The sequence below is a fragment of the Streptomyces sp. NPDC047022 genome, assembly GCF_040644155.1.
GTDB lineage: Bacteria > Actinomycetota > Actinomycetes > Streptomycetales > Streptomycetaceae > Streptomyces.
In genome coordinates this window covers 52,170-70,202 of sequence record NZ_JBEYVV010000002.1, presented here as the reverse complement: position 1 = coordinate 70,202, position 18,033 = coordinate 52,170, and the positions used below count along the sequence as shown (strand labels likewise).

Genomic DNA, 18,033 nt, shown 5'->3' with positions numbered 1-18,033 from the left:
AGATGGCGCGATTCCGCAAAGGAACGATCACCCATGGACCATCGAGGCGAATCCTTCGTAACCCAAATGGCCATCACGCACCCTAGTCCGAAGCAACTCCCCCTTTTTACACTGGCATTGGTAGACCTCACAGCAGCACATCGGATCGGACCGGACCGCGCCAGGGGGAGATGCGGTGCACAGAGGGCTGCACGGCCGGGGGCCGCTGTTCGACACCGAGCCACCCGGACTCGCCGCACGACTGATCGGTCTGCGACCGAACCAGATCCGCTCATCCACGTACGAACACGAAGGCGATCTGCCGTTCGTGGTGTTCACGGGAGGGCGCGGGCTCGGCAAGAGCGCCCTGCTCGCGCAGGTCCGCGACGCCTACCAGGGGCACACGCCGGTCGCGATGATCGACGGCGAGGAGAAGCAGTTCGCCGGGCCTGAGCCGGAGCGTCCGCGGGACGCCTGGTCGCCGGTGGCACAAGCGCTGACGACCGTCGCCGAACAGCTCGCCGGACCGGTGACGGGAGCCCGGCGGATCGGGTTCCCGCGGCTGGCCTCGGGGTTGCTGGCCGTCGCGGCGGGCGGCTGGAGCGACCGCGATGTGCCGCGCATCCGGCAGGAGGCGGAGCGGATCCTGCTGCTCAACGACGCCCGGTCCTTCCTGGACGGCTTCGCCGGGCGCTGGGCGGGCAAGGTGGTCTCCAAGCTCATCGCGTCCATGTCGCACACCGGGCCCGTGGTCGAGCCGATCATCGAGGCCACCCTGGAGGCGTTCAGCGAAGGGGTCTCCCCCACCCACCGACGGCTGCGCAGGGCCGCCACCTGGTACCGGGACTATCCGAACGCGGGCGGCAACCCCAAACTCGGCCTCATCCTGCTGTCCGGGCACTTCCGGGCCGGCGGCGACTCCCGCACCCACGCCGAGCGCCATCTCGTACGGGCCCTGCTGGCCGATCTGGAGGACGCGTACGCGGGCGTCATGCAGCGCTCGCACCGGCTGGGCCGCCCGGTCGTGCTGATCGACAACGTGCAGGCGCCCGCCGGACGCGGACTCATGGAGTGCGTGCTGCGCGACCGCGCGGACGGCATCCGCGACCAGGTCGTCTTCCTGTCCGCGCTGCGCGGGCACACCCACCCGGCGCTGCGCAACGCCACCCGCCGCGCCCTGGCCGAGGTCGCCCGCACCACCGGCTGGGAGCCGGGCCCCTCGCCGTCCTCCCGTGCCCTGCTCGTCGCGCTGCCGCCGCTGACGCCCGACGACACCCTGCACATCGTGGGCGCCTCATGCCAGGGCCTTCAGGTGCCGCCGCAGCTTCCGCACGCCACGCACCGGCTGACCGTCGGCAGCCCGCTCGGCATCACCCTGATCGCCGAGTCCGCGCGGCAGAACCTGCCCCGCGGGTCCGTGTCCCTCGGGGCCCTGCTCACCGGTGACATCGCCGTGCGGGACGACCAGGAGGGCCGCCCCGCCTACCAGGAGCTGCTCGACCGGCTCGTGCCCGGTGGCCGGCTCGACGAACTGACCGTGCTCGCCGCCGCCCACGACCAGAACTCGGCGCTGGCACTGGCCCGGGACCGGCTCCCGGACGACTTCGGCGCGGCCGGTGTGCTGGGGCTCCAGCAGCGGCTGACGGAGGAGGGGTGGCTCCCGGCGGCGGGGCAGTTCGTCGGCGACCCGTTCCTGCGCGCCCTGCTCCTGCTGCGGCTGCACCACCTCGACGCGGACCACGCGCAGTGGCGGGCCACCCACCGGGCGCTGGTCGACCACTACACCGGGAACCACTCCACGGACGGCGCGCGATACCGCGTGTATCACGAACTGTCCCTGGGAAAGGCCGACTTCGCCGTGGCGCAGCTGCGCGACGCCTTCACCGGACCGGACCCCTCGGACGGCACGGGCACGGACGGCGCTGACACCACTGACGGCACTGACGGCCCGGACATCCGCCGATGGCTGGCATCGCTCGTCTTCATCGCCTCCGCGCCGTACTACCACGCGCACGATCCGGAGGGTCACGACTCCACGGGCCACGACTCCACGAGGCGCGACCGCCGGATCGCGATCGCGCTCGGCCGTACGGACGCGGAGCACACGCCGCCGGAGGGCGTGGACGCCGCTTTGCACCTGCGGGTACGGCGACTGCTGCACGCGGTGTGGCAGCTCACCGACCCGCTGGTGCTGCCCGACCCGAAGGTGGCCGAGCGGCTGCGCTTCGAGCTGGAGCAGTTGTCGAATCTGCGCCCGGGCGGCACCGCGCTGCTGTGGCGGGCCTCGCAGGACTGGCCCGCGGACGCGCTGGCGGGGCGGCCCCTGCGCGTTCCCCGCGACGACGAGGACACGGACGAGGACACGAACGAGGGCCGGAACGGGAACGGCGGGGACGACCGGGACGGGAACGGGGACGGGGGACGCGCATGACGGGTCCGTACAACGACGGCGAGGGCGGGAGCCGGTGATGGCGGCACGGCTGTGGCGGTGGGTGCGCGAGGACATCTGGGAGATCCGTTTCCGCCGCTATGTGGCGCTGCTGCTCACTGCCGTGGTCGTGGCCGCGGCCGTGCTGGTGACGCTCCGGCTCACCCAGGAGGACCGTTCCTGCGCCGCGGGAGTGGCCCGCCCGGAGGGAAGCGACGACTGCGTGGGCGTGTCGACGACGGCGTACGACTTCGGCGTACCGCAGTTCGCCCCGGCCGCACAGGCGGTGGACCGGGAGAACGGCCGTCTCAAACCCGGCAGTTACATCACCGTCGCGCTCTTCGAGCCGTTCACCGAGACCGACCCGGACAGCGTCGACGACACCCTGCACGAGCTTCAGGGCGCCTATCTCGCGCAGTACCGTGCCAACCACGGCCCCACCGGAGAGACTCCCGCGATCCGGCTTGTGCTGGCCAACACCGGTCGCGACGGGGCGCATTGGCGGGACGTGGTGGACCGGCTGACGGACATGGCCAAGGGCCCGGACCGGCTGCGGGCGGTGACCGGCATAGGGCTCAGCACCGACAACAACCGGGCGGCCGTCAAGGAGTTGACCAGCCGCGGCATCCCGGTCGTCGGCTCCTCCATCACCGCCGACAGCCTCGCCAACGGTCAGGACGGCAAGGACCCGTACCCCGGGCTCGCCCGGGTCGCGCCCACCAACAGCGACTCGGCCCGCGCGCTCGCCTCCTTCGCCCGGGTCTCGGCGGGACGGGCACTGCTGGTGTACGACAAGCCGGGCGACCCCTACACACGCACCCTGCAGAGCGCCTTCGAGAAACTGACGGCCGGATCGCCGTACCAGCCGCAGCCGTTCACACCCCCGGCCGACCGGACCCAGGAGGGCACGACCGCGAACCAGTTCCGGCAGATCACCCAGCTCGTGTGCGACACCCCGAAGACGACCGACACGATTCTGTTCGCCGGGCGGCACACCCAACTGCGGCAGTTCATCAACGCGTTGGGTGCCCGCGGCTGCATGGACCACCGGCTGACGGTGCTGACGGGCGACGAGGGCTCGTACCTCATCGGCGACAAGAAGCTGGACTGGACGGCCCTGAACCACAGCCTCTCCGTGCGCTACACGGCTCTGGCACATCCGGACGCATGGAAGAAGGACACGGCGAAGACGGGCGGCAGCGCCGCGGACGCCGCGGCCCTGGACCAGCTCGTCGCTCAGGGCGCGAAGGCGCCGGTGGGGCCGATCGGGCCCGTGTCCCTGGACGACGGGCAGCTGATCACGGCGTACGACGCCACATGGCTGGCGGTGCAGGGCGTACGGGAGGCCACGCCGAGCGGCCGTACGGCGCCCGCGCTCACGGACGTGGTCAACGAGTGGCCGCTGATGAAGGGCTCGCAGCGGGTGAACGGGGCCAGCGGCTGGATCTGCCTCGACGTCCACGGGAATCCGTACGACAAGACCGTGCCGATCGTGGAACTGACACCGTCGGGGGGCTCGCAGTTCGTCAGGATCGCGTGGCCGGAGGGGAAGCCCCCGGCGAAGGAGTGCCTGCCGCCTGCATGAGCCCCCGGAACCCGCTCAGCCCTCGCCGTACTCGACATGGGCGATCAGGCGCTCGAAGCGCTCGCACCAGCCCGGGTCCCCTTCTCCTTCCGACTCCTGCGTGAAGCGGACCGTCGTACCCGCCGGGCGGTCCGGTTCCAGATGGAAGCGGATCCGTCCGCGGCCCTCCACCGTGTACTCGGCGACCCGTTCCACGTCCCACGCGGTGATACGGCCCCGGGCCGTGCCGCCCGGCAGCCGCAGTGCCACCGCGCCGCCGAGCCGTGGCTCGAACGGTTCGGCGGGCGCCAGCCAGGCCCGCAGGCCCGCCGAGGTGGCAAGGGCGGGCCAGACCTCCTCCACGGGCCGGGTCAGACGCAGCACGTAGTGCCTTACGTGGACGTCCCCCCGCAGCTCGTCGGTGCCCTCTTCGATGGGAACGGTCATGACACCAGCGTGACCCTCGTACGGGCATTCCGCACGTGCTTACGGCAGCACGCCGAGGGGGCGTGTGCACGCACACGCCCCCTCGGTCCGTACGTCGGCCGGGCTTACACGCCCGCGTACGAGTGCTTGCCGCCCACGAAGATGTTCACCCCGTAGTAGTTGAACAGCCAGCAGCCGAAGGCGATGACCGCGATATAGGCGGCCTTGCGGCCCTTCCAGCCCGCGGTGGAGCGGGCGTGCAGGTAGCAGGCGTAGGCGACCCAGGTGATGAAGGCCCAGGTCTCCTTGGGGTCCCAGCCCCAGTAGCGGCCCCAGGCGGACTCGGCCCAGATGGCGCCCGCGATGATCGTGAACGTCCACAGGGGGAAGACCGCGGCGTTCACCCGGTAGGCGAACTTGTCGAGGGACGCGGAGGAGGGCAGGCGCTCCAGGACGGAGGTGGCGAAGGTGCCGGGCTTGCCGCCGTCGGCCAGCTTGCTCTCGTACGAGTCCTTGAACAGGTAGAGCAGGGTGCCGACCGCGCCGACGTAGAAGACCGCGCCGCAGATGATGGCGGTGGAGACGTGGATGTACAGCCAGTACGAGTGCAGCGCGGGGACGAGCTGGTCGCTGGCCGCGTACAGGACGGTGACGGCGAGGCCCAGGTCGAGGAGGACCGAGGTGGTGAGGAAGAGGCCGAGCCACCGCACGTTCTTCTTCAGCGCGAGCAGCGCGAGGTACACGCCGACCGCGACCGTGGAGAAGGTGAGGTTGAACTCGTACATGTTGCCCCACGGCGCCCGCTGTACGGAGGCCGCGCGGGCGACGACGCCGGCGAGTTCGACGATGAAGGAGAGCACGGTGAGCGACACGGCGATCCGGCCGTACAGGTCGCCCTGCTCGTCACCGCCGTGCGCACCGGGGCCGTCCGGCACGTCACGGGCGCCGGCCGCGGCGCGGGTGACGACCACGGGCCGCTCCAGCACCGCCGTGCCGCCCGCCTTCTTGACGGTGACGGCGGGCGCCTGCGTCTTCTGAGACGCCCCGGAGGTGAGCGCGTTGGCCGTGCGGGCGACCTTGCTGCGGCTGCCGAAGAGCCATTCGGCGATGTACGCGAAGAAGGCCAGCGTGTAGACGGCCATCGCGGAGTAGACCAGCGTGTTGCTGATGTTCGCGAGGTGTTCGTTGGTGGCGGTGGCGAGGGTCACTTCTCCTGAGCCCCTTCGGCGGCGGGTACGGGGGTTTCGGCGCCCGGCTCCTGATCGGGGTCGGCGTCTGGGTCGGTGTTCGGGCCGGCGTCCGGACGAGTGTCCGTTTCGTCGGTCGTTGTCGGCGCGTGGTCGTGGACGAGCGCGGCCAGGTTGCCGAGTTCCTCGGGCAGCTTCGCGGACTCGCTGCGGCCGAGTCCGGCCATCTCGACGACGGTGATCCCGTCGTCACCGGTGGTCGCACGCACCCAGACCCGGCGGCGCTGGATGAACAGGGAGCCGGCCAGGCCGAGGATCGCGGTGACCGAGCCGCCCAGCGCCCAGTCGGTGCCGGGCTGCTGCACGACCTGGAAGCGGGCCCATTGCTTGATGTCCTTGTCGAAGGTGATCGAGCCGTTGCCGCCGGGCAGCGTCATGGTCTCGCCCGGCAGCAGGCGGGCCGCGACGATCTGGCCCTTGGAGTCCTTGAACTGCTTCAGGTCCTTGGTGTCCAGCTGATACACGTTCTGCGGAATGCCCGCGTTGACTCCCAGGTCCCCGTGATACGCGGTCACCGCCAGCACCGGGAAGTCGAGCGCCGGGAACTGGGAGAACATCGTGCCCTTGCCCGCCCCCGCGAAGGTCGGCACGAAGAACGTCTGGAAACCGAGCTGGTCGTGCTGCCCCTGGGCGTTGCGGTAGTCGTCGTAGACCTTTACGGCCCCCTGCGAGGTGGCGTTGGCGTCGAGGGGCAGCAGCGGTACGGCGTCGTGGAGGACGACATTGCCCTTGCCGTCGCGCACGGTGACCACGGGCGCGTACCCGTGGTTCACGAGGTAGACCTTCGCGTTGCCGATCTCTAGCGGCTCGTTGACCTTGATGGCGGTCGACTTGTCCTTGCCGTAGGCGCCCACGCCGTAGGTGACATTGGCCTGGTACGTGCGCGGGGTGCCCTTGTTGGGGCCGGTGCGCTCGTAGGTGCCGATGAACTTCTTGAGGTTGAAGCTGAAGGGCACCAGGTCGTCGTCGGAGAAGAGGCTGCCGGACTTGAAGTCGTCGTACTGGGTGAGCGTGTTGGAGAAGCCGTCGCCTTCGACGATCAGCTTGTCGCCCTCCGTCTTGTAGAGCTGGCCCCAGGCGAACGAGATCAGCAGCACGATCAGGGCCGTGTGGAAGGCGAGGTTGCCCGCCTCGCGCAGATAGCCCTTCTCGGCGGCGACCGCGTCCCCGGCGAGGTGGGCCCGGAAGCGGCGCTGCCTGAGCACCTTGAGCGCGGTCTCGCGGACCTGCTCGGGGTCGGCGTCGGTCCGCCAGGTCGCGTAGGCGGGCAGGCGGTCCAGCCGCTTGGGCGCGCCCGGGGGGCGGCCCCTGAGCTGGCCGACGAACTGCCAGGTGCGCGGCACGATGCAGCCGATGAGCGACACGAACAGCAGGATGTAGATCGCGGAGAACCACACCGAGCTGTAGACGTGGAAGAGTCCGAGCTTGTCGTAGACCGGGCCCAGCGTCTTGTGGGCGGTCATGAAGTCGTGCACCTTGAGCGCGTCGGTGCCGGTCTGCGGGATCAGCGAGCCGGGGATCGCGCCGAGCGAGAGCAGGAACAGCAGGATCAGGGCGACCCGCATGGAGGTGAGCTGCCGCCAGAACCATCGGGCCCAGCCGGTCACCTCTCGTACGGTCCAGGTGATCCAGCCCATGCCGCCCGGGGCGCGGGAGCCGCCGAAGGAGCCTGGCATGGCCGTCTCTGCGGGCGCGGTGGACAGCTGTGAACCGGCGGCGCCGAGGTCGGAGTCGGGACCGTTCCCGAGGATGTCCGCGGTCTCGACGGTGTCGGTGTTCTCGTCGCTGTGCACGTCGGTGCTCCGTGTGTCGCTGTCGCTCATGGATCAGACCCCCACCGAGAAGCCGCTGGACCAGGTCCGCAGGTCCTGCATGATGCTGTCCCAGGCGCCGGTCAGCAGCAGCAGACCGGTCACGATCATCATCGTGCCGCCGATGCGAATCACCCAGACATAGTGGCGCTTGACCCAGCCGAACGCGCCGAGCGCCTTGCGGAAAGCGACGGCGGCGAGCACGAAGGGCACGCCGAGGCCGACGCAGTAGGCGACCATCAGTATGGCTCCGCGGCCCGTGTCACCCTGCTCGGAGGAGAGCATCAGCACGGAGGCGAGGGTCGGGCCGATGCACGGGGTCCAGCCGATGCCGAAGAGGACACCCAGTACGGGAGCGCCGATCAGCCCGGCCATCGGGCGCCGGTGGAAGCGGAACTCGCGCTGGGTGAGCCAGGGCATCAGGCCCATGAAGAAGACGCCCATGAGGATCATGAACGCGCCCAGCACCTTGGACAGGACGGCCTGGTGGTCCAGGAGCGTGGAGCCCGCGTAGCCCATCAGCGCGCCGCTGGAGACGAACACGGAGGTGAAGCCGAGCACGAACAGGGAGGCGCCCGCGACCATCCGGCCCCGCCGTGCCTCGCCCAGATCGGTGCCGGTGACGCCGGTCACATACGACAGATAGCCGGGCACGAGCGGCAGCACGCACGGGGAGAAGAACGAGACGAGGCCGCCGAGCAGGGCGACGGGCAGGGCGACCAGCAGCGCGCCGTTGAGCACGGTGTTGTTGTAGCCCGTGACGTCGTTCGCGGCGGCGGCCGTGGCGGCGAGTGTGGACACTGCGGTCACGTCACTTCTCCGCGAGGACCGGGTCGAGCATCTCGCGCAGCTTGTCCTCGCTGAGCGCCTGCAGCGTACGGGCGGCGATCTTCCCGTCCCGGTCGATGATCAGGGTGGAGGGGATCGCCTGCGGGTTGAGCGTGCCCCTCTTGAAGCGGAGCATCAGCTTGCCCGTCGGGTCGTACAGGCTCGGGTACGTCACCCCGTAACTCTTCTCGAAGGCCTGGGCCGGCCCGGTGCTGGTGTCACGGGTGTTGATCCCGACGAACTGGACGCCCTTGCCCGCCGTGTCCTTGGCGACCTTGACGAAGTTCGGCGCCTCGGCGCGGCACGGCGGGCACCAGGAGCCCCAGACGTTGACGACGACGACCTTGCCCTTGTAGGAGGCGACATCGATCTTCGTGCCGTCGATCGTCGTGCCGGACAGATCGGGGGCGGCGCTGCGCTCGCCCTTCTTGACGGTGTCGATGCCGTCACTTCCGGCGATGAAGTTGGTACTGCCGGAACCCCCCGAGGTGCCGCCGGATCCGCAGGCGGACAGCACGAGCGCCGCGACGGCGGCCCCGGCTGTGGCCAGGACGGCGCGTCGGCGGCTACGGCTACGGGTGGTGCGGTTCAGGCGCTGGGGGGCGCGGCAGGCGGCACTCATGTGAAAAGTTTCGCATGTCCGATCCGGGGATCTTGCGCACCCCCCTTGTGGGCGGAAAGCCGCCTTTCAGGCGGCCTTTGGCGGGTCCGGCGAAGCGCCCTTCCCGCCGCCCGCTCAAGCCGCGAGGAACTGCTTCCAGCCGCCGGTCGGCTGCTGCCCCACGGTCAGGCCCTGGAGCTTCTGTACGACCTCGGGGCGCTGCACGTCGAGCCAGTCCGCGAACTGCCGGAAGGAGACGAGCCGTACGTCGGAGCCCTTCTCCTTCTCGCGCGCGATGTGCTTGAACGCGTCCTCGACGGCGTCCATGTAGATGCCGCCGTTCCAGTGCTCGAAGTGGTTGCCTATGAAGAGCGGGGCGCGGTTCGTCGTATACGCCCGCTCAAATCCGGATATGTAGGCCTGTGCTGCCTGGTTGCGCCAGCCCGGGTAGTTCACGGCGGGCGCCTTGGTGGAGTACTGCGACTGGTGGAACATGATGTTGTAGTCCATCGACAGCACCGGGAGCTTGCGCCCCGGGTACGGGATCGCCTGGAGCGGGAAGTCCCACAGCCCATGCCTCTTGCGCGGCCAGTCCTGGTTGAGACCGGGCGAGGAGGCGTCGTAGCGCCAGCCGAGCTCGCGGGCCGTCGGCAGCAGGTTGTCCTGGCCGAGCAGACAGGGCGTACGTCCGCCGACCAGTTCCTTCTCGTAGTCGAAGGGCAGCGGCGGCAGATCGGTCCACCCGGTGTTGGTACGCCACTCCTTGACGAACGCCTTGGCCTGGTCGATCTCGCTGCGCCACTGCTTGGGGGTCCACCACTTCACCGAGCCGTGGCCCTCACCGCAGAAGTGCCCGTTGAAATGCGTGCCTATCTCATGGCCCTCGAGCCAGGCGCGGCGGACGTTCTGCAGCGTGAGGCGTATGTGAGCGTCCGACAGGTACGGGATGTCGGAGGCACCCACCGCGTTGTTCGGCGGCAGGTACTTGCGCTTCTTCGACTCCGGCAGCAGATAGAGCCCGGAGAGGAAGAACGTCATGTGCGCGCCGTGCTGCTTGGCGAGGTCGAGGAAGCGCGGGAAGAGCCCGTTGCCGACCTCACCCGCGCCGTCCCAGGAAAAGACGACGAACTGCGGAGGGGTTTCGCCGGGCTCCAGGGGAACCGGCTTTGCGGGCTGGTTCGGCTGCTTGCCGGTGTCGGCCGTCGAACCGTCGCCGATGAGCTTCGCGGGGGCCGAGGGGGCGTCGGAGCCGCCGGACTTCTTTCCGCCGGAACCGGAACCTGACGCCGCCCCGTCATGGTGATCGGTACCACACGCGGCCAGCCCCACGGCGGCTGCCGCTCCCGCTCCGAGTCCTATCAGTCCTCGTCGGCTGATGTCCCGCATTGCGTCCCCATCTCCTCGCGCCCTCTCGGTGGTCACCCACTGAGAGGGCGCGAGGGTGACAGAGGTTCCGTTCAATCCGCCTTTCTAGGACGGATTTTACGAAGATAGGCTCACATGAAGAGACCGAATACGCCTCGTGTTGAAACGCACGTTTTGATGAACATCACATGACGCCACATGACGCCAATCGTCACCGATGAGCCTCCCCCGGTGAGCCCTCCTCAATCAGCCGGACCAGGATCCTCTCCTCAGGCCCCGAACGCCTTGCCCTGCCCCTGCCCCTGCCCCTTGCCCTTCACGGGCTTGGCGCCCGCGAGCAGATGAGCCGGCACCAGATCCCGGGCGGGCTCGGAGTACCCCACGGACACGATCTTGTCGCCCTGGTACGTGAACGTGGTGAGCGAGGCCAGCGTGCACTGCCGCTTGCGCGGGTCGTGCCACAGCCGCCGCTTCTCCACGAAGCTGCGCACGATCCAGATCGGCAGCTGATGGCTGACGCACACCGCCTCGTGCCCGCGCGCCGCGTCCTTGGCCGCGTCGAGCGCCCCCACCATCCGTACGACCTGCTCGACGTACGGCTCGCCCCAGGACGGCTTGAACGGGTTGACGAGGTGCTTCCAGTTCTCGGGCCGCCGCAGCGCCCCGTCGCCGACCCCGAACGTCTTGCCCTGGAACACGTTGTCGGCCTCGATGAGCCGCTCATCGGTGGCGAGGTCGAGTCCGTGCGCCTTGGCGATCGGGGTGGCCGTCTCCTGGGCCCGCTCCAGCGGGGAGGCGACGACATGGGTGATGTCCCGGGAGGCGAGGTGATCGGCGACGCGATCGGCCATCTGCCGCCCCAGCTCGGAGAGGTGGTAGCCGGGCAGACGCCCGTAGAGCACTCCGTCCGGGTTGGCGACCTCGCCGTGCCGCATCAGATGGACGACGGTGATGTCACTCATGCTGCCGTGGCCTCCGCTGCCGCACGGGCCGCCGCCGGAAGGGCGTCGGCGATCTTCTGGACCGCCCGCTCGTCGTGAGCGGTGGAGACGAACCAGGACTCGAAGGACGAGGGCGGCAGATAGACGCCCTGCGCGAGAAGGGAATGGAAGAAGGCGGTGAAACGGAAGGACTCCTGGCCCTTCGCGTCCTCGTAATTGTGCACCGGACGGTCGGTGAAGAACACGGAGAACATGTTCGACGCGTTCTGGAGCCGGTGCGCCACGCCTTCCTTGGTGAGCGCGTCCGTGACGAGCGCCTGGATCCCGGCGGAGACCGCGTCGACCTTCTCGTACGCGGCGTCGTCGAGCAGCCGCAGCTGCGCGAGGCCGGCGGCGGTGGCGACCGGGTTTCCGGAGAGGGTGCCGGCCTGGTAGACCGGTCCGGCCGGGGCGAGGTGCGCCATGACGTCCGCGCGTCCGCCGAACGCGGCGGCCGGGAAGCCGCCGCCCATGACCTTTCCGAAGGTCATGAGGTCGGGCTCGACGCCGTCGACGCCGTACCAGCCCGCCCTGCTGGTGCGGAACCCGGTCATGACCTCGTCGGAGATGTACAGGGCGCCGTTGTCACGGCAGAGGTCCCTGAGTCCCTGGTTGAAGGCCGGCAGCGGCGGCACGACGCCCATGTTCCCGGGCGAAGCCTCGGTGATCACACAGGCGATCTCGCCGGGGTGGGCGGCGAAGGCGGTCCGTACGGCGTCGAGGTCGTTGTAGGGAAGAACGATGGTGTCGCCGGCCTGGGCGCCGGTGACACCAGGGGTGTCGGGCAACGCGAAGGTGGCGACCCCGGATCCGGCCGCGGCCAGGAGCGCGTCGACGTGACCGTGATAACACCCGGCGAACTTGATCACCTTGGACCGCCGGGTGAATCCGCGGGCCAGCCGGATCGCCGACATCGTGGCTTCCGTCCCGCTGGAGACGAGCCGCACCTGCTCGACCGGCGCGATGCGGGCGACGATCTCCTCCGCCAGCGCGACCTCGCCCTCGCCGGGCGTGCCGAAGGAGGTGCCGCGGGAGACGGCCTCCTGGACGGCGGCGATCACCTCCGGGTGGGAATGCCCGAGAATCATGGGCCCCCACGAACAAACAAGGTCGACATATTCGCGTCCGTCGGCATCGGTCAGATAAGGACCGTCGCCGGACACCATGAACCGGGGCGTACCGCCCACGGCGCGGAAGGCGCGCACCGGAGAGTTCACGCCGCCGGGCGTGACGGCCGCCGCGCGCTCGAAAAGAGTCTGCGAAACTGGGGCTTCGTACGGATAGCTCACACTAGCCATGGTGTCAGAGGCTGCGAGGGTCCCGCGGACAGGTGTTCAGACGCACGTTTCGGCGGGCGGCCGTGGGGGAGGTCACTGACACGATGATCGGGTTGCGCGGCGGGGGCCGCGCGTCCTAGAAAAGCAGTCGGGTGGAGATATGCATCGCGGTGGCGGACTGGGCGAGGGGACCGATGACGTGGGTCCTCGGCGTGCCCGGCGGGGGAGGCACCGACGCGACGCGGAGGAGTCGGCTGAGACACGTCAAACGCGTGGTGCGCAGGGGGCACAGGGCGGACCTGAGCGAATCGACCGGCCCTCGCGTATGGATGGCATGGACCATGCGAACCGTAGGGTGGATCGGCTCAGGGCAGGAAGCGGGAATGGTGGTCGGGTGGGGGTGACATACAAATACTTCGGCGCGCCGGACGGCGCCACTGCGGCACGCGTCCCGATCTCGATGCGCCCCGAGGAACTCGGCGGCGACGAGCTCGGCATGGGCGGCATGTTCACCAAGATCAAGCCGGAGACGATGGCCGCGATGGTCCTCACGGGCATCGAGGGCGTGCCGCTGCACAAGGTCCCGCCGCTGGAGCTGGTGGTCCTGCACCCCGACTACGCCGTGGTCAAGCTCCCCATGACGGTGGTGGACCCGCTGCGCGGAATCGGCGAGGAAGCGGTCGGCGCGGCGGCGTTCATCTGGTCGACGGTCCCGGACCGCGGCGGACCGCGGGACGCGTTCAACGTCTACCAGCTGCTGCACGAGTGGCAGGACTTCAGCCACCGGCTGCACGAGGCGGGGCATCAGCCGTACTGCCTGGTGTGGCCCTGAGCCGAGGTTTCGCGGAGTCGGGGCGGGGCTTTCGGGTCCCGCCCTCGCTGGTGCCCGCGGAGAACCCTCAGGCGGCTTTGCGCGCCGCCGTGCCGCGACGCACTCCGTACACCGCGGCTCCCACGGCCAGCACCGCAGCGCCCCAAGCCACCGACGAGGCGGGCAGGGTGAAGGCCAGCACCAGACAACCGGCCAGCCCGATCCCTGGGACGATCCGTGGCGGACGGTTCTCCCGCGCGGTCAGCGTCCATGCGGAGGCGTTGGCGACGGCGTAGTAGGCGAGGACCCCGAACGAGGAGAACCCGATCGCGCCACGCACATCGACTGTCGCGGCCAGCACCGCCACCAGGGCCCCCACCAGCAGCTCGGCCCGGTGCGGGACGCCGTGGCGCGGATGGACGGCGGACAGGGCGTGCGGCAGATGCCGGTCGCGGGACATCGCCAGCGTCGTGCGCGAGACACCGAGGATCAGGGCGAGCAGCGAGCCGAGCGCGGCGACCGCCGCCCCCGCGCGCACCACCGGGGCGAGCCCCGGCACTCCGGCCCGGCGCACCGCCTCCGCCAACGGAGCCGCGTCGCCCGCCAGCCCCTTCGGCCCGAGGACGGCCAGCACCGCCACCGCGACGGCCGCGTAGACGACGAGAGTGATCCCGAGCGCGAGGGGAATCGCCCGCGGGATCGTCCGCGCGGGATCGCGGACCTCCTCGCCGAGCGTCGCGATCCGGGCGTACCCGGCGAAGGCGAAGAACAGCAGTCCGGCCGCCTGAAGCACCCCGGTCACGGACGCGTCCGCCCCCACGTCGAGCCGCTCGGCCCGCGCCGCGCCCGAGGACAGACACGCCACCACCACGGCCGCGAGCACCGCGAGCACCACGGCGACGATCAGCCGTGTCAGCCACGCCGCCTTCTGGACGCCTACGTAGTCGACCGCCGTCAGCGCCGCCACGGCGGCCACCGCGACGACGTGGACATGGCCCGGCCATACGTACGCCCCCACGGTCAGAGCCATCGCCGCACAGGACGCCGTCTTGCCGACCACGAACGCCCAGCCGGCGAGATAGCCCCAGAACCCGCCCAGCCGCTCGCGCCCGTACACATAGGTCCCGCCGGACTGCGGGTAGAGCGCGGCCAGCCGGGCCGAGGACGTGGCATTGCAGTACGCGACCACGGCCGCGACAGCGAGCCCGGGCAGCAGCCCGGAACCGGCCGCCCGCGCCGCCGGCGCCAGAGCGGCGAAGATCCCCGCCCCGATCATCGAGCCGAGCCCGATCACCACGGCGTCGAAAACCCCGAGCCGCCGTTTCAGCACGGCCGCTTCCCCGTCGTGCGACTGCAGGTTCATGTCCCCACTCTCTCGTACCCGTCGCGCGGTTCGGGGCGGCGGGAGGCTCGCGGGTGCTCTCCTGGCCGGGGCCGGCATCACGCTCACCCGCCTCACCGCGACCCCACATGATCACTGAGCGACAGCGGCGGGATGGCATGATGCCGCGATGATCCCTTCGACACCTGCCGTGGTCCCCGCGGGCCGGATGCGCCGGAGCGAACAACCGGTGTTCCGGCTCGGCACCGGGAACGCGGAACTGCGCCCGTGGCGGCGCGACGATGCCCAGGCCGTCGTGGATGCCTGCCTGGACCCCGATATTCAGCAGTGGAACCGTCCAGGGCGTGCGGTGTCACTGCGGGACGCGCAGGAGAAGATCGATCGCTGGCATGAGCGCTGGACGTCCGAGCGGTCGGCGGTCTGGGCCATCGCACGGCCCGGTCAGCTGCCGGTGGGCCTGATCGGCTGGGGCGACATCGACCTCAGGGGCGGCAGCGCAGAGATCCTCTACTGGCTGCTGCCCGCCGGTCGCGGCGGTGGCGTCATGGCCGACGCCGTCGTTCGCCTCAGCCGCTGGGCGATGGACGACCTGGGCCTGCACCGGCTGCGCCTCACCCATTCCGTGGCCAACGCGTCGTCCTGCCGGGTCGCGACGAGGGCCGGGTTCGCCCTGGAGGGCACCATGCGAAGCGCCCTGCTGCACGCGGACGGGTGGCACGACGAACACCTCCACGCCCGCATACGGGGCGACGCGGGGACGAGCGGATGACGGGACGCCACTCGCCGGGTGCGGAAGGCGGGTTGAGCGCCGCGGCCCGGCCGGTCACGAGGTGGCGGGTGGGATGTTCTGGTTGGCGTGGAAGAAGTTGTCCGGGTCGTAGGCGCTTTTGATCGCTGCGAGCCGGTCGTAGTGTCCGCCGAACGTATCCCGGACCCGGCCGGCGCTCTCCTCCTCGCCAAGGAAGTTGATGTAGCCGCCGCCCATGGAGTAGGGGTGCAGATCGCTCCAGTAGTCGACGCACCACTGGCGGACCAGGCCGGCGTTGGCGGGCTCGGGGTCGATGCCCGCGATGACGCCGGACCATGTGGCGTGCCGGTAGGCCCAGGCCGTGTCGTCGGCGTCGACCCGGCGGGTGGCGCCGTCGATCGGGTACAGGTGCATCGTGGACAGGCCGGTGGGGAGGTTGTGGCCGTACTTCTCGTGTACGGCGATGGCGTCGTCGGGGACGGCGTCGAAGAAGTCGCCGCGCCAGTACCACTGCAGCCCCTTCGGCATCAGCCCGTCGAACATGCCCTGCAGGACGGGGTAGGGCACGGGGCCGGCGAAGTGGAACACCGGCGGCGCGGGCGCGTTCACTACGGTCAACGCCTTCTCCAGGCGGTCCCCTTCCAGGTCGGCTGTGTAGCACCACACCACACCGCACACCTTCAGCCCGTGGACCGGCTCCGGGAAGGGCGGCGCGGGCGGCACCGTCAGCAGCGCGAAGAAGCCGCTGAGCTCCTCGGGCGCGGCGGGCAGGAACTCCCGGTACCACTGGAGCACTTCGCGGGTGCGGTCGACGGGCCAGACGGTCACCCCGAGGCCGACGGCGTCCACAGGGTGCAGCCGGAAGGTGAACGACGTGACCACGCCGAAGTTGCCGCCGCCGCCCCGCAGAGCCCAGAACAGGTCCGAGTGGTCGTCCTCCGACGCGGTGACGAACGAGCCGTCCGCGAGGACCACGTCGGCGGACAGCAGGTTGTCGATGGTCAAGCCGTACCTGCGGGTCAGATGCCCGTGCCCGCCGCCGAGGGTGAGACCGCCGACTCCGGTGGTCGACACGATCCCGCCCGGAGTGGCCAGACCGAAGGTGTGCGCGGCGTGGTCGAGGTCGCCCAACTGGCTTCCACCGCCCACGCGCGCGGTGCTCGCCTGCGGGTCGACGTCCACCCAGCGCATCGGCGTCAGGTCGAGCATCAGCGCGTCGTCGACAAGGCACAGCCCCGGACCGCTGTGCCCGCCGCCGCGCACCGCCAGCTCCAGCCCGGTGTCCTGGGCGAAGGAGAGCACGGTCCGTACGTCCGCCACGTCGACGCACCCGGCGATCGCCGCCGGACGCCGGTCGATCATGGCGTTGTAGATGCTGCGGGCCTCGTCGTAGCCGGGATCTCCCGGAGCGAGGACGGGTCCCCGCAGCGCGTCACGCAGACTCTCGAGAGCCGGTCCGTTGATACCGCCCATGGCCGAGCACCCTTCCGTTCACGCGGGCGGCGCGCGGACCCACGCGGGGGCGGGCCGTCCGGGCGGGCTGCGAGGGCGTGAGACGCGGATCCGTATGCGCCTGTGATGAGGGCAGAACGCGATACCCCACCGGCAATATTGTCCGGCCGTCCCCCACGTCCCGCACGTCGGCCGCCGGGCTCCGGCGGAGGCCCGGCCGCCAGCGCCTCGCACTACCCCTCGACTTCTCCGGCGGCAACAGCGGAGGCTTCTCGAAGGTCACGAACGGTGCCATCTCCTTCAGCAACCTCGGCCCAGGCAGCTACACGATCACGGGCGACAAGGACGGCACCGTCAAGTGCGGCAGGACGCCTGGCGCCAAGACCGGCACGGGCGAGAAGAAGGACGCCAAGAAGCAGTACAAGAAGGGCTTCTCCGACGAGTTCGCGACGATCAGGAAGAACTGCGCGGGCAAGCTCCCGCAGGGCCTGACCGCGGTGGACCCGAACTATGAGAAGGGCTTCAACGACGGAGCGGCCCTCGCCGCCAAGACGTTCTGCGGCAAGACCGACTAGCAGCGGCGCGGACGGAAGGGGTGCCCCGGAACCGGGGCACCCCTCGACCTCGCGGTGTCACTTCACCGTGACGTCACATCACCGTGATGGTCACCGGGAGCGACATCGTCCGGCCGACGCTCACCCTGTACAGCTGCTTGCCCTTGAAGGTGGGCTTGAAGGCCAGGATGTAGGTCGAGCCCTGCTTCACCAGCGTGTGCTCGGGCATGTTGACCCACTTGGTGCCGTTGTGGTGCTGAAGCACCACGGTGCTGCCGATCTTCAGGCCCCTGGTGGTGCCCGAGAAGGTCACGACCTGACCGGACTTGACCTGCGTCCGGTCGGCCCTGATGACGATCGCCGCCGCCAGCGCCTTACCGGGGTCCGTCACCAGCGAGCCGGTGTCGGACGACGTGCCCGTGGTCGAGTTCGAGTTCGGGTTCGCGGACGAATTCGCGGTCGAGTTCGTGTTGGGCACGACCGGGTCGACGGCGAACGCCGCGGTCGCTCCGGAGGCGACCAGCGCGACCGAGACGGCGCCAACGGCGAACGCACGGCTGGAACGGGTGCGAAGTGAGGATTTCACAGTGTTCTCTCCTGTCCTGCGACAGATCCCCCAC

Annotated in this window: 16 protein-coding genes; 5 read left to right on the top strand and 11 right to left on the bottom strand. The window is 70.1% G+C overall.

Annotated features, from left to right (window positions below):
* Nucleotides 1-175 precede the first annotated feature (175 nt).
* Entirely contained in the window at nt 176-2,410 is a 2,235-nt protein-coding gene (locus ABZ845_RS03675) for a hypothetical protein (RefSeq protein ID WP_360972582.1), read from the top strand.
* A 37-nt stretch (nt 2,411-2,447) separates the two neighbouring features.
* The gene (locus ABZ845_RS03670; protein WP_360972580.1) at nt 2,448-3,992 is read left to right on the top strand and encodes a hypothetical protein; all 1,545 of its coding nucleotides are present in this window, start codon (nt 2,448-2,450) and stop codon (nt 3,990-3,992) included.
* 15 nt (nt 3,993-4,007) lie between these two features.
* Here the strand turns inward: ABZ845_RS03670 and ABZ845_RS03665 are convergent, their stop codons facing one another.
* The 8 genes from ABZ845_RS03665 to hemL all read right to left on the bottom strand — a co-directional run bounded on the left by ABZ845_RS03665 (nt 4,008) and on the right by hemL (nt 12,527).
* On the bottom strand, nt 4,008-4,418 hold the full coding sequence (locus ABZ845_RS03665; protein ID WP_360972578.1) for an SRPBCC domain-containing protein: 411 nt from the start codon (nt 4,416-4,418) through the stop codon (nt 4,008-4,010).
* Between the two features lie 104 nt (nt 4,419-4,522).
* Entirely contained in the window at nt 4,523-5,605 is a 1,083-nt protein-coding gene (gene ccsB / locus ABZ845_RS03660) for a c-type cytochrome biogenesis protein CcsB (protein WP_360972576.1), read from the bottom strand.
* Nucleotides 5,602-7,320, bottom strand: coding sequence for a cytochrome c biogenesis protein ResB (locus ABZ845_RS03655; RefSeq protein ID WP_360973059.1), 1,719 nt, complete (start codon nt 7,318-7,320; stop codon nt 5,602-5,604). The genes ccsB and ABZ845_RS03655 overlap by 4 nt, the downstream gene beginning before the upstream one ends.
* Before the next feature lie 150 nt (nt 7,321-7,470).
* Nucleotides 7,471-8,265: a cytochrome c biogenesis protein CcdA gene (locus tag ABZ845_RS03650; RefSeq protein ID WP_360972574.1), complete on the bottom strand. Its 795-nt coding sequence runs from the start codon at nt 8,263-8,265 to the stop codon at nt 7,471-7,473.
* Nucleotide 8,266: 1 nt separating this feature from the next.
* On the bottom strand, nt 8,267-8,905 hold the full coding sequence (locus tag ABZ845_RS03645; protein WP_360972572.1) for a TlpA disulfide reductase family protein: 639 nt from the start codon (nt 8,903-8,905) through the stop codon (nt 8,267-8,269).
* A gap of 114 nt (nt 8,906-9,019) precedes the next feature.
* The gene (locus tag ABZ845_RS03640) at nt 9,020-10,270 is read right to left on the bottom strand and encodes a hypothetical protein (RefSeq protein ID WP_360972570.1); all 1,251 of its coding nucleotides are present in this window, start codon (nt 10,268-10,270) and stop codon (nt 9,020-9,022) included.
* Nucleotides 10,271-10,518: 248 nt separating this feature from the next.
* Nucleotides 10,519-11,211, bottom strand: a complete 693-nt coding sequence (locus tag ABZ845_RS03635) for a histidine phosphatase family protein (protein WP_360972568.1) — start codon at nt 11,209-11,211, stop codon at nt 10,519-10,521.
* Nucleotides 11,208-12,527, bottom strand: a complete 1,320-nt coding sequence (gene hemL / locus ABZ845_RS03630) for a glutamate-1-semialdehyde 2,1-aminomutase (RefSeq protein WP_360972566.1) — start codon at nt 12,525-12,527, stop codon at nt 11,208-11,210. The genes ABZ845_RS03635 and hemL overlap by 4 nt, the downstream gene beginning before the upstream one ends.
* A 139-nt stretch (nt 12,528-12,666) precedes the next feature.
* Here hemL and ABZ845_RS03625 point away from each other — a divergent pair, with 139 nt between their 5' ends.
* On the top strand, nt 12,667-13,338 hold the full coding sequence (locus tag ABZ845_RS03625; RefSeq protein WP_360972564.1) for a hypothetical protein: 672 nt from the start codon (nt 12,667-12,669) through the stop codon (nt 13,336-13,338).
* A 67-nt stretch (nt 13,339-13,405) separates the two neighbouring features.
* On the opposite strand, the gene ABZ845_RS03620 is transcribed toward ABZ845_RS03625, so the two are convergent.
* The gene (locus ABZ845_RS03620; protein ID WP_360972562.1) at nt 13,406-14,680 is read right to left on the bottom strand and encodes an APC family permease; all 1,275 of its coding nucleotides are present in this window, start codon (nt 14,678-14,680) and stop codon (nt 13,406-13,408) included.
* 148 nt (nt 14,681-14,828) lie between these two features.
* On the opposite strand from ABZ845_RS03620, the gene ABZ845_RS03615 reads away from it, so the two are divergent.
* On the top strand, nt 14,829-15,428 hold the full coding sequence (locus ABZ845_RS03615) for a GNAT family N-acetyltransferase (protein WP_360972560.1): 600 nt from the start codon (nt 14,829-14,831) through the stop codon (nt 15,426-15,428).
* A gap of 54 nt (nt 15,429-15,482) precedes the next feature.
* Here the strand turns inward: ABZ845_RS03615 and ABZ845_RS03610 are convergent, their stop codons facing one another.
* The gene (locus ABZ845_RS03610) at nt 15,483-16,880 is read right to left on the bottom strand and encodes an FAD-binding oxidoreductase (protein ID WP_360972558.1); all 1,398 of its coding nucleotides are present in this window, start codon (nt 16,878-16,880) and stop codon (nt 15,483-15,485) included.
* Nucleotides 16,881-16,957: 77 nt separating this feature from the next.
* Here ABZ845_RS03610 and ABZ845_RS03605 point away from each other — a divergent pair, with 77 nt between their 5' ends.
* Nucleotides 16,958-17,434: a hypothetical protein gene (locus ABZ845_RS03605; RefSeq protein WP_360972556.1), complete on the top strand. Its 477-nt coding sequence runs from the start codon at nt 16,958-16,960 to the stop codon at nt 17,432-17,434.
* A 73-nt stretch (nt 17,435-17,507) separates the two neighbouring features.
* On the opposite strand, the gene ABZ845_RS03600 is transcribed toward ABZ845_RS03605, so the two are convergent.
* Nucleotides 17,508-17,999 (bottom strand): hypothetical protein, encoded by a 492-nt coding sequence (locus tag ABZ845_RS03600; protein WP_360972554.1) that lies wholly within the window; start codon nt 17,997-17,999, stop codon nt 17,508-17,510.
* Between the last annotated feature and the right edge of the window lie 34 nt (nt 18,000-18,033).

Excerpts from the sequence above, each read along its gene's own strand:
- ABZ845_RS03670 (WP_360972580.1), top strand. The coding sequence starts at position 2,448 with ATGGCGGCACGGCTGTGGCGGTGGGTGCGCGAGGACATCTGGGAGATC.
- ABZ845_RS03640 (WP_360972570.1), bottom strand. The coding sequence starts at position 10,270 with ATGCGGGACATCAGCCGACGAGGACTGATAGGACTCGGAGCGGGAGCG.
- ABZ845_RS03645 (WP_360972572.1), bottom strand. The coding sequence starts at position 8,905 with ATGAGTGCCGCCTGCCGCGCCCCCCAGCGCCTGAACCGCACCACCCGT.
- ABZ845_RS03615 (WP_360972560.1), top strand. The coding sequence starts at position 14,829 with ATGATCCCTTCGACACCTGCCGTGGTCCCCGCGGGCCGGATGCGCCGG.
- ABZ845_RS03635 (WP_360972568.1), bottom strand. The coding sequence starts at position 11,211 with ATGAGTGACATCACCGTCGTCCATCTGATGCGGCACGGCGAGGTCGCC.
- ABZ845_RS03655 (WP_360973059.1), bottom strand. The coding sequence starts at position 7,320 with ATGCCAGGCTCCTTCGGCGGCTCCCGCGCCCCGGGCGGCATGGGCTGG.
- ABZ845_RS03625 (WP_360972564.1), top strand. The coding sequence starts at position 12,667 with ATGCATCGCGGTGGCGGACTGGGCGAGGGGACCGATGACGTGGGTCCT.
- ABZ845_RS03620 (WP_360972562.1), bottom strand. The coding sequence starts at position 14,680 with ATGAACCTGCAGTCGCACGACGGGGAAGCGGCCGTGCTGAAACGGCGG.
- ABZ845_RS03610 (WP_360972558.1), bottom strand. The coding sequence starts at position 16,880 with ATGGGCGGTATCAACGGACCGGCTCTCGAGAGTCTGCGTGACGCGCTG.
- hemL (WP_360972566.1), bottom strand. The coding sequence starts at position 12,527 with ATGGCTAGTGTGAGCTATCCGTACGAAGCCCCAGTTTCGCAGACTCTT.
- ABZ845_RS03665 (WP_360972578.1), bottom strand. The coding sequence starts at position 4,418 with ATGACCGTTCCCATCGAAGAGGGCACCGACGAGCTGCGGGGGGACGTC.